The 14,805-nt window shown below is 71.4% G+C and carries 9 protein-coding genes and 1 pseudogene; 4 read left to right on the top strand and 6 right to left on the bottom strand.

Features of this window, described 5'->3' with window-relative positions:
* Positions 1-36: 36 nt before the first annotated feature.
* Positions 37-2,550 carry a DEAD/DEAH box helicase gene (locus ACZ6ZQ_RS24460; protein ID WP_469770636.1) on the bottom strand — a complete coding sequence of 838 codons (2,514 nt, stop codon included), beginning with the start codon at positions 2,548-2,550 and terminating at the stop codon, positions 37-39.
* Positions 2,551-2,669: 119 nt separating this feature from the next.
* On the opposite strand from ACZ6ZQ_RS24460, the gene ACZ6ZQ_RS24465 reads away from it, so the two are divergent.
* Complete coding sequence (locus ACZ6ZQ_RS24465) at positions 2,670-3,461, top strand: metal-dependent hydrolase (protein ID WP_469770637.1); 792 nt, start codon at positions 2,670-2,672, stop codon at positions 3,459-3,461.
* A 162-nt stretch (positions 3,462-3,623) separates the two neighbouring features.
* Entirely contained in the window at positions 3,624-4,271 is a 648-nt protein-coding gene (locus ACZ6ZQ_RS24470; RefSeq protein WP_469770638.1) for a TMEM175 family protein, read from the top strand.
* Between the two features lie 377 nt (positions 4,272-4,648).
* Here ACZ6ZQ_RS24470 and ACZ6ZQ_RS24475 read toward each other — a convergent pair whose 3' ends face one another.
* A complete protein-coding gene (locus ACZ6ZQ_RS24475; protein ID WP_469770639.1) occupies positions 4,649-6,430 on the bottom strand; it encodes an ABC transporter ATP-binding protein in 1,782 nt (593 codons plus the stop codon).
* A complete protein-coding gene (locus ACZ6ZQ_RS24480) occupies positions 6,427-8,259 on the bottom strand; it encodes an ABC transporter transmembrane domain-containing protein (protein ID WP_469770640.1) in 1,833 nt (610 codons plus the stop codon). Before ACZ6ZQ_RS24480 ends, ACZ6ZQ_RS24475 begins: the two co-directional genes overlap by 4 nt.
* 157 nt (positions 8,260-8,416) lie before the next feature.
* Between ACZ6ZQ_RS24480 and ACZ6ZQ_RS24485 the strand changes: the two genes are divergently transcribed.
* A complete protein-coding gene (locus ACZ6ZQ_RS24485; protein ID WP_469770641.1) occupies positions 8,417-10,015 on the top strand; it encodes a peptide-N4-asparagine amidase in 1,599 nt (532 codons plus the stop codon).
* A gap of 290 nt (positions 10,016-10,305) precedes the next feature.
* On the opposite strand, the gene ACZ6ZQ_RS24490 is transcribed toward ACZ6ZQ_RS24485, so the two are convergent.
* Both ACZ6ZQ_RS24490 and ACZ6ZQ_RS24495 read right to left on the bottom strand, forming a co-directional pair.
* Positions 10,306-10,968 (bottom strand): response regulator, encoded by a 663-nt coding sequence (locus ACZ6ZQ_RS24490; protein WP_147977719.1) that lies wholly within the window; start codon positions 10,966-10,968, stop codon positions 10,306-10,308.
* Positions 10,943-12,115 carry a sensor histidine kinase gene (locus ACZ6ZQ_RS24495; protein WP_469770642.1) on the bottom strand — a complete coding sequence of 391 codons (1,173 nt, stop codon included), beginning with the start codon at positions 12,113-12,115 and terminating at the stop codon, positions 10,943-10,945. Before ACZ6ZQ_RS24495 ends, ACZ6ZQ_RS24490 begins: the two co-directional genes overlap by 26 nt.
* A 175-nt stretch (positions 12,116-12,290) precedes the next feature.
* On the opposite strand from ACZ6ZQ_RS24495, the gene ACZ6ZQ_RS24500 reads away from it, so the two are divergent.
* Positions 12,291-14,561 carry an MMPL family transporter gene (locus ACZ6ZQ_RS24500; RefSeq protein ID WP_469770643.1) on the top strand — a complete coding sequence of 757 codons (2,271 nt, stop codon included), beginning with the start codon at positions 12,291-12,293 and terminating at the stop codon, positions 14,559-14,561.
* Here ACZ6ZQ_RS24500 and ACZ6ZQ_RS24505 read toward each other — a convergent pair.
* Positions 14,508-14,785: pseudogene (locus ACZ6ZQ_RS24505) on the bottom strand (transposase); the annotation flags it as partial. The gene ACZ6ZQ_RS24500 and the pseudogene ACZ6ZQ_RS24505 overlap by 54 nt on opposite strands.
* Positions 14,786-14,805: the final 20 nt, after the last annotated feature.

A 14,805-nucleotide genomic window follows, 5' to 3' on the forward strand; every position in this document is an offset into this window, starting at 1 on the left:
ACGTGAGCGGAACTCCAGGTAGTGAGAACGGCCAACTTATAGCTGGCCGACGGACGTGACCCGGACCACGGCCCGGCCCTCTTCGTCGGAAGCCGCCAGATCGACCTCCGCGCTGATGCCCCAGTCGTGATCGCCGTTGGGGTCGGCGAACGTCTGCCGGACCCGCCACAGGCCGTGCGCGGGGTCCTCCTCGATGGACAGCAGCTTCGGCCCGCGGGCGTCCGGCCCGGTGCCCAGGTCGTCGTACTCGTCCCAGTACGCGTCCATCGCCTCGCCCCAGGCGTCTTCGTCCCAGCCGGACTCGGCGTCCAGCTCGCCCAGCTCGGCGACCTGGTCGAGCGCCGCCAGCTCCACCCGCCGGAACATCGCGTTCCGCACCAGCACCCGGAAAGCCCGGGGGTTCGCGGTGACCGGCTTGACCTGGTCGGCCTTCTCCTGGGCCTCCTCGGCCGTCTCCACCTCGGGGTTCGCCAGCTGCTCCCACTCGTCCAGCAGGCTGGAGTCCACCTGTCGGACCATCTCGCCGAGCCAGGCGATCAGATCCTCCAGGTCCTCGGTCTTCAGATCGTCCGGGATGGTGTGGTCGAGGGCCTTGTACGCGCTCGCGAGATAGCGCAGCACGATGCCCTCGGTGCGCGCCAGCTCGTAGTAGGACGTGAACTCCGTGAAGGACAGCGCCCGTTCGTACATGTCACGGATGACGGACTTCGGCGAGACGGGGTGATCGCCGACCCACGGGTGCGACTTCCGGTAGACGTTGTACGCCTGCCACAGCAGCTCTTCGAGCGGCTTCGGGTAGGAGATGTCCTGGAGCCGCTCCATCCGCTCCTCGTACTCGACGCCGTCCGCCTTCATCGCGCCGACCGCTTCGCCGCGCGCCTTGTTCTGCTGGGCGGCGAGGATCTGGCGCGGATCGTCCAGGGTCGACTCGACGACGGAGACCATGTCGAGGGCGTACGACGGCGATTCGGGGTCCAGCAGATCGAAGGCCGCGAGCGCGAAGGTGGACAGCGCCTGGTTCAGTGCGAAGTCCTGCTGGAAGTCGACGGTGAGCCGGACGATCCGGCCCTGGGCGTCCGGAGTGTCGAGGCGCTCCACGATGCCGCCGTCGAGCAGCGAGCGGTAGATCGCGATCGCCCGGCGGATGTGCCTGAGCTGCTGCTTGCGCGGCTCGTGGTTGTCCTCCAGCAGCTTGCGCATGGCGTCGAAGGCATTGCCCGGGCGGGCGATCACCGAGAGCAGCATGGCGTGGGAGACCTTGAAGCGGGAGGTCAGCGGCTCGGGGTCGGAGGCGATGAGCTTCTCGAAGGAGTTCTGGGACCACGCGACGAAGCCCTCGGGTGCCTTCTTGCGGACCACCTTTCGCTTCTTCTTCGGGTCGTCGCCCGCCTTGGCGAGCGCCTTCTCGTTCTCGATGACGTGCTCGGGCGCCTGGGCGACGACGAATCCGGCGGTGTCGAAGCCGGCCCGGCCGGCGCGGCCCGCGATCTGGTGGAACTCGCGGGAGCGGAGCGTACGGACACGGTTGCCGTCGTACTTGGTGAGCGCGGTGAACAGCACCGTACGGATGGGGACGTTGACGCCGACGCCGAGCGTGTCCGTACCGCAGATGACCTTCAGCAGACCGGCCTGGGCGAGCTTCTCGACGAGGCGCCGGTACTTGGGCAGCATGCCGGCGTGGTGGACGCCGATGCCGTGGCGTACGTAGCGGGACAGATTGCGCCCGAACTTGGTGGTGAACCGGAAGTTGCCGATCAGTTCGGCGATCTGGTCCTTCTCCTCGCGCGTGCACATGTTGATGCTCATCAGCGACTGCGCCCGCTCGACCGCCTGGGCCTGCGTGAAGTGCACGATGTAGACGGGCGCCTGCCTGGTCTCCAGGAGCTCGGTCAGCGTCTCGGTGATCGGGGTCGTCCGGTACTCGTACGAGAGCGGCACCGGACGGGTCGCCGAGCGCACCACGGCGGTGTCCCGGCCCGTGCGCCGGGTCAGGTCCTTCTCGAACATCGAGACGTCGCCGAGCGTCGCCGACATCAGCACGAACTGCGCCTGGGGAAGTTCGAGGAGCGGGATCTGCCAGGCCCAGCCGCGGTCGCCCTCGGCGTAGAAGTGGAACTCGTCCATCACGACCTGGCCGATGTCCGCGTCCTTGCCGTCACGCAGCGCGATCGACGCCAGCACCTCGGCGGTGCAGCAGATGACCGGCGCGTCCGCGTTCACCGACGCGTCGCCGGTGAGCATGCCGACGTTCTCGGTGCCGAAGAGCTTGCAGAGGTCGAAGAACTTCTCCGAGACCAGCGCCTTGATCGGCGCGGTGTAGAAGGTGACCTCGTCCCGGGCCAGCGCCGCGAAGTGCGCACCCGCCGCGACCAGGCTCTTTCCCGAGCCCGTGGGGGTGGAGAGGATCACATTGGCCCCGGAGACCACCTCAATCAGCGCCTCCTCCTGGGCCGGGTAGAGCGAGATGCCCCGGTCCTCGGCCCATGACGAGAAGGCTTCGAAGAGGGCATCGGGGTCGGCATCCGGCGGCAGCTGATCGATAAGGGTCACGCCCCCATCTTGCCTGGCTTCGGTCCCGATGCGGGAACCGGCCGCCGGGACGAAGATCGTGACCGGTACCCTGTCCCGTCAACTGAGCACAACGACAACACAAATGGGGCGGGAACAGCATGATGGGACCGGCACACTCCCTGTCCGGGGCGGCAGCCTGGCTGGGGGTGGGAGCGGCGGCGGCCGCGGCGGACCATCCGATGCCGTGGCCCGTTCTCGTCGTCGGCGCGCTGATCTGCGCGGGTGCGGCGCTCGCGCCCGACCTCGACCACAAGGCGGCGACGATCTCGCGGGCCTTCGGGCCGGTCTCACGCGGCCTGTGCGAGGTGGTCGACAAGCTCTCGTACGCGGTCTACAAAGCGACGAAGAAACCGGGCGACAAGCGCAGGACGGGCGGTCACCGCACGCTCACGCACACCTGGCTGTGGGCCGTACTCATAGGTGCGGGCACGTCGGTACTGGCGATGACCGGGGGGCGCTGGGCCGTCCTCGCGATCCTCTTCGTTCATCTGGTGCTGGCCGTGGAAGGGCTGCTGTGGCGGGCGGCCAGGGTCTCCAGCGATGTGCTGGTGTGGCTGCTCGGCGCGACCAGCGCGTGGATCCTGGCCGGCGTTCTGGACAAACCGGGCAGCGGTGCGGACTGGCTCTTCACCGGCCCCGGCCAGGAGTACCTCTGGCTCGGCCTGCCGGTCGTCCTCGGAGCCCTGGTCCATGACATCGGGGACGCGCTGACCGTGTCGGGCTGCCCGATCCTCTGGCCGATCCCGGTCGGCAACAAGCGGTGGTACCCGGTGGGCCCGCCGAAGGGCATGCGCTTCCGGGCCGGGAGCTGGGTGGAGCTGAAGGTGCTGATGCCGGTGTTCATGCTGCTGGGAGGCGTCGGAGGCGCGGCGGCGCTGAACGTGATCTGAGACCGGCCGGTCGCCCGGTGCATCGGGCCGGTCGCCCGGTGCTTCCGGCCGCCGTCCGGTGTCAGCTCTCGGGTGTCGGGTGTCGGGTGTCGGGTGTCGGGTGTCCGGCGTTCGGCGCAGCGCCGGATGCCCGCTCCGGCGCCGCCGGGTAGCGTCCCGGCCGTGAGCGCAGCGGGACGTGAGCGGGGAGCCGAGGACGCCGGTACGGTCATCGGGCGGGAGCGGCTGCTCGCCTTCGGGGACGCGGTCTTCGCCATCGCGATCACCCTGCTCGCCCTCGACATCAATGTGCCCGATGGTCTGGCCGCCGCGGATCTCGGCGGCGCGCTCCACAAGACCCTCGCCGACGTGGGCGCGTTCCTGCTGAGCTTCGTCGTCATCGGGGTGCTGTGGCTGGGCCAGCACGCCCTGTTCTTCCGGGTCGTCCGGCTCGACTCCTGGCTGGTCTATCTGTATCTGGCGTTGCTGGCCGTGATCGCGGGGCTGCCGTTCCCGACCCGGCTGATCAGTGAGTACGCCGACACCGCTCTGGGGACGGGGGTCTACGCGGGAACGATCGCCCTCGCCTCGGCCCTGATCACCGCCATGGCGCTGCGGCTCCTCTTCCGGCCGGACCTGGTCGAACCGGGTGTTCCGCGTGAGAGCCTGCGTATGGGCGTCCTGGAGGGCCTGGTGATGGTGGCCGTCTTCGCCGCCTCGGTCCCCCTCACCCTCGTCTCACCGCAAGTCGCCCAGCTCTGCTGGCTGGCCGCCATTCCCCTCCGCGCCTGGATCTCCCGCCGGCCCGGCACCGACCCGCCATCGGCCTGACGCCTGTTCCCCACCCCGTCCCACCCCGTCCCGCGCCGCATCCCGTCGGCGGAGAAACCAGTGCCCCTCCCGGCAAGCTTTGCCGGTCGCGGCACTAGGTCCTGTCCGGGCGATCTTCGAGGACCAGGCCGCGGCGTCAGATGCATGGGGTCTCCCCAGGCCCGGAGGGCCGAGGGGACGCATCGCAAGGCGGTGGGGGGCACCTCCCAGCGGTAGCTGGGGGAGATCGCCCTCGTACTGGATGTACTTGGGCGACTCCGACAACGCAGCGAGGTGCCGCAGCTGGGGGTACTCCCCCTGGCTCCGCCGGGGGCACCCCCACCCAGGCGAAGCTCTGGGGGAGCGTCGCGGCCCCGACAAGATCGCCCGGACAGGGCCTAGCCGTGCCAGGAGCGCCAGAGCGCCGCGTACGCCCCGTCCGCCGCCACCAGCTCGCCGTGGCTGCCCAGTTCGCTGATCCGTCCGTTCTCGACGACCGCGATCACGTCCGCGTCGTGCGCCGTGTGCAGCCGGTGGGCGATCGCGACGACCGTACGGCCGTCGAGGACGCGAGCCAGCGAGCGTTCCAGGTGGCGGGCCGCGCGCGGATCGAGCAGCGAGGTCGCCTCGTCCAGGACCAGGGTGTGCGGGTCCGCCAGCACCAGGCGGGCCAGGGCGATCTGCTGGGCCTGGGCCGGGGTCAGGCCGAGCCCGCCCGAGCCGACCTCGGTGTCCAGACCGTCGTCCAGGGCCCGCGCCCAGCTGTCGGCGTCCACCGCACCCAGTGCCGCCCACAGCTCCGCGTCCTCCGCCCCCGCCCGGGCGAGGAGCAGATTGTCGCGCAGGGAGCCCACGAAGACATGGTGCTCCTGGTTGACCAGCGCCACATGCTCCCGCACCCGCTCCGCCGGCATCCGGGACAGCTCGGCGGCACCGAGCGTGATCCGGCCGGTGCGCGGGGCGTAGATTCCCGCGAGCAGCCGGCCCAGCGTCGACTTGCCCGCGCCGGACGGGCCGACCAGCGCCAGCCTGGTGCCGGGCGGCACGTCCATGGAGACGCGGTGCAGCACGTCGACACCCTCGCGGTACCCGAAGTGCACCTCGTCCGCGCGGACCGCGCGACCCTCCGGCCGCACCTTCCCGTCACCCGCGTCCGGCTCGATCTCCCGGACGCCCACCAGCCGGGCCAGCGACACCTGCGCCACCTGGAGCTCGTCGTACCAGCGCAGAATCAGGTTCACCGGGTCGACCATCATCTGCGCGATCAGCGCGCCCGTGGTGAGCTGCCCGATGCTGATCCAGCCCTGCAGCACGAAGACCCCGCCGATCATCAGCACCGAACCGAGCACGGTCGCGTGGGTGACGTTGATGACGGGGAAGAGCACGGACCGCAGCCACAGGGTGTAACGCTCCCAGGCGGTCCACTCCTTGATGCGCCGGTCCGACAGCGCCACCCGCGCCGCCCCGAGCCGGTGCGCCTCCACGGTCCGCCCCGCGTCGACGGTCTCGGCGAGCACCGCGGCCACGGCCGCGTACCCTGCGGCCTCCGAACGGTACGCCGACGGCGCCCGCTTGAAGTACCAGCGGCAGCCGATCACCAGCACCGGCACCGCCACCAGCACGGCCGGCGCCAGCGGCGGCGCGGTCACGGTGAGGCCGCCGAGCAGCAGCACGATCCAGAACACCCCGATCGTCAGCTGCGGCACCGCCTCGCGCATCGCGTTCGCCAGCCGGTCGATGTCCGTGGTGATCCGGGACAGCAGATCGCCCGTACCGGCCCGTTCCAGCACGCCGGGCGGCAGCCCCACCGACCGTACGAGGAAGTCCTCGCGCAGATCCGCCAGCATCCGCTCGCCGAGCATCGCCCCGCGGAGCCGCACCAGCCGTACGAACACGGCCTGGACGACGAGCGCCACCGCGAACAGGGCGGCGGTGCGCTCCAGATGGAGCTCGCGCGCGCCGTCCGCCGCCCGCTCCACCAGCGAGCCGAGCAGCCACGGCCCGGCCATCGAGGCCACGACGGCCACCGTGTTGACGACGATGAGCAGCACGAACGCGCGGCGGTGCCGCCGCAGCAGCTCGCGCACGTAGGACCGTACGGTCTCCGGCGTGCCCACTGGCAGGGTGGTCGCCGTCCGGGGGGCCGCCGGGTCGTATTCCGGCGGCACCACGCCGATCATGCCGTCTCCTCGATGTCGATGGACTCGATGGTTTCGATGGATTCGATGGTTTCGAGCTCGGCTTCGCCGAGCCCCTGGCTCAGGGCGAGCTGCTCCGCCTCCGTCTCGCGGGTCACCACCGCCCGGTAGCGCGGCTCCTCGTGCAGCAGCTCGCGGTGCACCCCGACCGCCGCGACCGTGCCCTCGTGGACCAGGACGACCCGGTCCGCGCGGTCGAGCAGCAAGGGCGAGGACGTGAACACGACGGTCGTCCGTCCTGTGCGCAACGCCCGCACACCGTCGGCGATCCGTGCCTCCGTGTGCGAGTCGACGGCCGACGTCGGCTCGTCGAGCACCAGCACTTCCGGGTCCGCGACCAGCGACCGGGCCAGGGCCAGCCGCTGCCGCTGCCCACCGGAGAGCGAGCGGCCGCGCTCGGTGACGGTCGCGCCCATCGGGTCCCCGTCCAGGGAGGCCTGCGCCAGCGCGTCGAGCACATCGCCGCACTCGGCCGCGGCCAGCGCCGCCTCCGCCGGTACCGCACCTGAGGCGGGCACGTCGAGCAGCTCCCTGAGGCTCCCCGACAGCAGCACCGGGTCCTTGTCCTGGACCAGCACCGCGGCCCGCGCGGCGTCCAGCGGCAGCTCCTCCAGCGCCACCCCGCCGAGCAGCACGGACGGCAGCCCCTCCGGCTCCGCTGGGTGGCCGCCGAGCCGTTCGGCGAGCCGTCCCGCCGCGTCCGGGTCGCCGCACACGACGGCGGTCAGCGCCCCGGCCGGGGCCAGCAGCCCGGTGGCCGGGTCGTACAGCTCACCCGTGGGCACCGCGTCGGAAGTGCCCACGGTCCCGCCCGTCGCGCGCTCCAGCGACAGCACGCGCGCCGCGCGCCGCGCCGACGGACGGGAGAAGGAGTACGCCATCGCGATCTCCTCGAAATGCCGCAGGGGATAGGTCAGGAGCATCACCGCGCTGTACACGGTGACCAGTTCACCGACCTCGATCCGGCCGTCGCGGACGAGCCCGATGCCGTACCAGACCACGGCGATGAGCAGCAGACCCGGCAGCAGCACCTGTAGCGCCGTGATCAGCGACCACATCCGGGCGCTGCGGACGGCGGCCCTGCGCACCTCCTGCGAGGCGCGCCGGTAGCGGGTGAGGAACAGCTCCTCGCCGCCGATGCCGCGCAGCACCCGCAGGCCCGCGACGGTGTCGGAGGCCAGCTCGGTGGCCTTGCCCGCCTTCTCCCGCTGGGCGTCGGCGAGCCGGGTGGCCCGGGGCAGCAGCGGCAGGACCCCGAGCGCCAGGACCGGGACGCCGATCGCGACCAGCACGCCGAGCGCCGGCTGGTAGACCAGGAGTGCCACACAGACGACGACGATGGTGAGGGCCGCCGCGAGGAACCGCGAGACGGCTTCCACGAACCAGCCGATCTTCTCGACATCGCCGGTGGAGACCGCGACGACCTCACCGGCGGCGACCCGTCGGGTGAGCGCGGAGCCCAGCGCGGCGGTCCTGCGCGCCAGCAGCTGCTGCACCCGGGCCGCGGCGGTGATCCAGTTGGTGACCGCCGTGCGGTGGAGCATCGTGTCACCGCCCGCGATGCCGACCGCGGCGAGGGCGATCAAACCGCCCGCGAGGGCGAGTCCGGTGCCCGAGCGCTCGACGACCGCCTGGACGGCGAGTCCTACGCCGTACGGAAGGACCATGACGGAGACGAAGTGCAGCATGCCCCAGGCGAGTGACTTGAGCTGGCCGCCGAGCTGCTTGCGCCCGAGCCAGATCAGGAACCTGAGTCCGGACCGGGCGTCCGGTACTCCGGGATCGGGATACGGAAGATCGCGAATCTGCATGACATCCCAGATCGTTCGGAAGAGCACCTCAGACGTGCAAGGTTCGCTCTCCGCAGTCGATCGCGGCAAACGATTTTCGCGTCGCACGGCCCAGAACAGGCCATGATCCGCCGCCGCCCCTGGCGCCCGCGCAACCCTCACGCTTCACTCCCGACGCATGAGACGACGACAGATCATGTCCATGATCGCGGGGGTGGTGCTGGCGGCCGGATCGCTGCTCGGCGCCAACCCTGCCGCCGCGGACACCCCACCGGCCGAGTTCGGCAGCGACTGGCACGACCCGGTCACCGCTGCGCCACCCGTCACCCGGCCGTCCACCACGTCCTGCGAGATCACCCTCGCCGAGGCGCAGTTCCGCGACTTCACGCCGTACAAAGGTGGCTACACACCGCCCAAGGGCTGTGGCGGCACCTGGAGCAAGGTGGTGCTGCGGCTCGACGGCAGCGTCAAGGGCCGTCAGTACGACCGGCTCGGCCATCTCACGGTCGGCGGCGTCGAGGTCTTCCGTACCTCCACTCCGCAGCCCTCGCCCGACGGCATCACCTGGTCCGTCGAAAAGGACGTCACCCGCTACAGCGACACCCTGCGCCGGGCACAGCCGGTCGAGATGTTCATCGGCAACGTCGTCAACGACACCTACACCGGAGTCATCGACGTCAAGGTGACCCTCACCTTCTACACGGCGGAGGGCCGCACCCGGCCCGCGGCTGTCCCCGACCGGGTGCTCCCGCTCGACGGCACGAGCATCACCACGCCGCGCAACTCCGAGCGGATCGTTGCCGAGGTGTACGCCACCGGCTCGGGCGGCGGTTGCGAGGAGTACTGGTACATGACCGTTCCGGACCCGGCACCGTACTCCTGCGAGGCGGACGAGGGCCCGTACCGCGAGGTGCAGATCAGGGTCGACGGACAACTCGCCGGCGTCGCGGCGCCGTTCCCGGCCGTATGGACCGGAGGCTGGTCCAATCCCTTTCTCTGGTACGTGATTCCGGGGCCGCGCGCCTTCGACATCAAGCCCGTCCAGTACGACCTGACGCCGTTCGCCGCCCGGCTCAACGACGGCCGCACGCACCGTGTCGAGGTGTCCGTCGCCGGGGTGCCCGCCGGGCAGACCGGCTGGAGCACGCCCACCAATGTGCTGATCTGGCAGGACGAGGGCCGCAGTGTCGTCACCGGCGCCCTGACCCGTCACGAGGAGGGCGCACTCGCCAACTCCTCCGTGTACACACCCGGTTCGCCGAACCGGCTGGACACCGAGGCCGGCCACCGGCTGACCGTCGCCGGACATCTGGACACCTCGCACGGGCGGATCACCACCACCGTCACCCGGTCGCTCGCCCACAACTCCGTGCACCGCTGGGGCGAGGCCGAGAACCCGGACGCGCTCCGGGCCACCTGGACGGACCACGAGACCGTGACCTCGGGCAGGACCACGACCCGTACCGACCGGACGTACACGATGGACGGGGAGACGACCCTCGGCGCGGGCGACCGGCTGCGGACCGTGCTCACGCTCGGGGACCGGGGCGACACGGTGGTGCTGCGCGGCGGGACACGTATCGCGTGGTCGCGGCTCGACGACGCGTACGAGGGCGACGCGACGTACACGGCGAATGTTCCGCGCGATCAGCGGCATGCGGTCGGCACGACGGCGGAACGCTACCGGCTGTACGGCCCGGCCGCGCCGGGCGGTTGCTACGACCGCAGCCTGCGGACCGTCCAGGGGATGGTGACGCAGGACCGCCGGCGCTGCTGAGGGGCAGGCGTCGCCGGGCAGACGGGACTTTGAAGACAGGACCTAGGGCGCGTATCGAGTCGTGATCATCGGGTGGTCCTGGTGAGGTCTTTGATCCAGATCATCGAGGCGTGCAGGTGGAGACTGGCGAGGTAGCTGTCGGGAGTCTTGTCGTATCGGGTGTCTCACCGTCCCAGTTCCGGCCTCCTGGTACGTCACGCTCTGGGGCGGGTGAGGCACGTGGAGCCGACGTGCCGACCGGTGCACTGATGTCCGGGCGGGGACTCATGGGACATGGCCCGGCACCCGGCTCAGGTTCCGGGGAGGATACGGCGCGTTTCGTAGGCCCACATCGCGATCTCGACCCGGTTGCGGGCGCCGAGTTTGGCCATCAGGCTGGCCAGATGCGTCTTCACCGTGCTGAGGCTGATGTGCAGTGCATCGGCGATCTCGGTGTTGGTCAGCCCGCGAGCGACGGCGAGGAGCACCTGCTCCTCGCGGGCGGTGACGGGGGAGACCGGCTGGGCCGCGGGCCGGCCGGCGGGCAGGTCCGCGAACGCCTGGAGCAGACGGACGGTGACGCTGGGCGCGATGAGCGCCTCACCGTCGGACGCCGACCGTACGGCCTGCGCCAGAAGGTCCGGTCCCGTGTCCTTGAGGAGGAATCCGCGGGCGCCGGCACGCAGTGAGCCGTAGACGTACTCGTCGAGGTCGAACGTGGTGATGACGACCACGGCCAGCGGGTCGGCGACGCCCGGGCCGGCGACCAGCCGGGTGGCCTCGAGCCCGTCGAGTACGGGCATGCGGATGTCGAACAGGCAGACGTCGGGGCGTAGTTCGCGGGCCAGACGTACCGCTTCCCGCCCGTCGGCGGCCTCGCCGACCACCTCGATGCCGGGCTGGGCGTTCAGCATGATCCGCAACCCGGTGCGGATGATCGTCTGGTCGTCAGCGACGAGGACGCGAATGGACACCGCTCTCGCTCCTCGCTCTCGGCAGTTCGGCGTCGACATGCCAGCCCCGGTCGGTACCCGGGCCGGCTCGTAGTGTGCCGCCGAGCAGGGTCGCGCGCTCGCGCAGTCCGGTAAGTCCGTATCCGTCGCGACCCCGGCCGGTGCGCCGGCCGTTGTCGCGCACGCTCACCCGTACCGTGTGCCGTTCCGCGGCGACCCGAACGACGAGCTCGGTCGCGTCGACCGCATGGCGCAGCGCGTTGGTCACCGACTCCTGCACGATCCGGTAGACGGCCGCGTCCACGGCCGGGGGCAGCGCGTCCAGTTCGCCGTCGAGCCCCAGGTCGACCCTGAGGCGACCACCCGGGGTGCGCACCAGGCGCTCCAGATCCGCGACTCCGGCAGGGGGCGCCAGCTCGGCGCCGACCCCGCGGTCGCGCAGCGCGGCGACCATGGCGCGCATTTCCTCCAGCGTGCGCGCTCCTTCCTCCTCGACCCCCGCCAGCGCCTCGACGGCGGCGGACGGGTCGGTGCCCGCGAGCACCCGGCCCGCCTGGGCGATGATCACCATGGCCGACACGTGGTGGGCCACCGTGTCGTGCAGTTCCCGGGCGAGCTGCTCGCGCTCGCGGGAGCGCACCTGCTCCAACTGCCGCTCGCGAGCGGTCACCCGGAACCGCACGGCAGCCCCGACCACGCCGGGCAGCAGCAGGAAGACGAGGCCCACGACCTTTTCGACGACCGGGGTCTCGTCCGTGACGACACACAGCGCGCCGACCGCGAGGATCACCGCGCCGCCCAGCACGATCTCGCGTCCCGATCCCCACCGGGGCAGCGCGTACACCAGCACGAGCACGACCGCGCCGGTGTACAGGCCGACGGGCTCGCGCGGTGCGGCGACGAGCGAGGCCACCGGAAGCAGGGTCACCGAGCCGAACGCCAGCGTCACCATCGCCAGCGGGCGGGTCCGGCGCCACAGGGGCAGCAGGCACAGCCATACGGCGAACACCACCGCCACCGGCCGCCACACGACGTTCTCGCGCAGGGTGGCCTCCAGCGCCACACCGGCGAGGCCCGCGGCGAGCAGCGCCCAGTCCCGCCACACCCGGGCGGGCGCGTCGGGCGGCCGGGGTTCGGTCCACAGGGTTCGCAGGTCGTCTCGGAGCACGGTTCTCAGCCTAGGGACCGCGGCGTGCCGCGCATCGGCCGAAAGGACGGGTCGTCACTCCGCCCCGGGGCCGACGGATCCGCGGCCCGCGGGCCGATGCCGCGGAGCGCCGTGGCGACGAGCCTCGGCATCGGCGGCCGTACAAGGACGGCCGACGAGGTGGTTGGAGGACCCGATGCTCTCGAAAGCCCTGTTGCGCCTGGGCGCAAGCGCCGCCCGCCATCCCTGGCGGGTGATCGCGGCATGGCTGATCGCCGCCACGCTCGCCGTCCTCGCCGCCGTCGCCTTCGGCGGGCGGACCGCGGACTCGATGACCGCTCCGGGACTGGACTCCCGACGGGCCGCGGAACTGATCGAGCGGGCCGGCACCGGCCAGGAGGGGATGACCGCCCAAGTGGTCGTCACCCCCCTCGACGGCGGCGCGACGTTCTTCGACCACGGCAGCGCGCGCACCGCTCTCACGCGGCTGCAGACCGAGGTGAAGCGGCTGCCGCACGTGCTCGGCACGAGCGACCCGGCGGGGGCGCTCGACGCGGGCGGGGACACCGCCGTGCGCGGCGGCCTCGTTTCGGCCGACGGGCGGATCGCGGTCGTCCGGGTGCAGTACCCCGACCAGAGCCGGCTGTCGGCCGAAGACCTCGACGCCCTCGTCGATCTCGGCGACCGGCTGCGCGCCGAGCTGCCGCTGCGCATCGAGATGGGCGGGAACCTCTTCTACGTCTTCTCCGACCCCGACGGCGGCGCAAGCGAGCTGATCGGCCTCCTCGCCGCGGCCGCGATCCTGTTCCTGGCGTTCGGTTCGCTCGTCGCCGCCGCGCTGCCGATCGGCATGGCGGTCTTCGGGCTGACCATCGGAGTTGCCACGATGACGGTACTGGCGGGGGTGACGGACGTCCCGACCTTCGCCCCCGTCCTGGGCAGCATGGTCGGGCTCGGAGTGGGCATCGACTACGCGCTGTTCGTGCTCGCCAGGCACCGGGAGTACCTCGCGCGCGGGCTCGATCCCCACGAGGCGGCGGGGCGAGCCGTGGCCACGGCGGGGAGGCCCGTGGTCTTCGCCGGCGGCGTCGTCGTCGTATCGATCCTCGGCCTGGCGGTCGCGAACGTGCCGTTCATGACGGTGGGCGGGCTCGCCGTCTCGATCGTCGTTCTGACCATGGTGGTCGCGTCGGTGACGCTTCTGCCGGCCTTCCTCGGCGCCGCCGGCCCACGCCTGGCCCGGGCCGGCCGGATCGGCCGGGCTCTGCAGACCGGGAAGCCGGGCCGACTCGCACGGCGGCGGGACAGGGTGGCGGGCGCCGCTCCCGCCGCCGGTTGGCGGCGCTGGATCGGGCACGTCAGCCGGCACCCGGTGCTGTACGCGATCGGCGCGGCGGGGCTGCTGCTGACCGCGACGCTGCCCGTGCTCGGCCTGCGCGTCGGTCTGCCCGACGACGGCTCACTGCCCCACAGCCGTACCGAGCGCCGGGCCTACGACCTCGTCGCCGAGGGGTTCGGCCCGGGCACCAACGGTCCCCTCGTCATCGCCGCGGACCCCGCCGGTGATCCGGGAGTGCTGGACCGACTCGTCGGGGCGGTCGCGGCGGATCCGGGCATCGCATCCGTCGCGCCGACGCACATCGATCGGGCCACCGGCATCGCGACCCTCGTGGTGTTCCCGGCCACCAGCCCTCAGGACAAGGCCACGGCCGACACCATCGCCCGGCTGCGCACCGACGTGCTGCCCACGGCGATCGGGCACGGCCCGGCCAGGGCCCACGTCGGCGGCGCCGCCGCGAGCCTGTCCGATGTGGGCCAACGCACCAGCCAACGCCTGCCGGTGTTCGTCGCCGCCGTGCTGGCGATGTCGTTCCTGCTGCTGATGCTGGTCTTCCGCTCGATACTCGTACCGCTCAAGGCGGTACTGCTGAATCTGCTGAGCATCGGCGCGGCCTACGGCATCATGGTCGCGGTCTTCCAGTGGGGCTGGGGAGGCGCACTCATCGGGCTGGAAGCGACGGTTCCGATCGTGTCGTTCATCCCGATGTTCCTCTTCGCCATCCTGTTCGGCCTGTCGATGGACTACGAGGTGTTCCTCCTCTCCCGCGTACGCGAGGAGTACCTGCGCACCGGCGACAACGGCACGGCGATCGTTGAGGGCGTCTCGGGCACCGCCCGGATCATCACCTCGGCCGCCCTCATCATGGTGGCGGTCTTCCTGTCCTTCGCCGTCGCCGAGGACCCCTCCACCAAAATGTTCGGGCTCGGCCTGGCCACCGCGATCTTCATCGACGCCACGGTCGTACGCATGGTGCTGGTACCGGCGACCATGACACTCCTCGGCCGGACCAACTGGTGGCTGCCGAAGTGGCTGGACCGGATGCTTCCCCGCGGCCCGGTCGGCACCGACGACACCGACGCGGAATCCACGGGTGAGGCCCCGCGTCCACGGCTGGTTGACCGTTGACTCAACTCCTGCCCGCCCGTCACGCCACTGCGGAAGCGGTTGTGGACGGTCGACCAGGCGCCGAACTCCGTCGGCATCTCCCGCCACTGCCCGCCCGTCTTGAACCGCCAGATCACGCCCTCGAACTGCTGCCGCAGTCGCTCGGGGTACGGGCCGTACTCGCCGATCGGCAGGTACGGCTCGATGAACTCCCAATCCGGATCGGTCGGTTGCACTCGCGTCACGTAAGACCGTCTATCGGACC

Source organism: Streptomyces sp. NPDC053673, assembly GCF_055585225.1.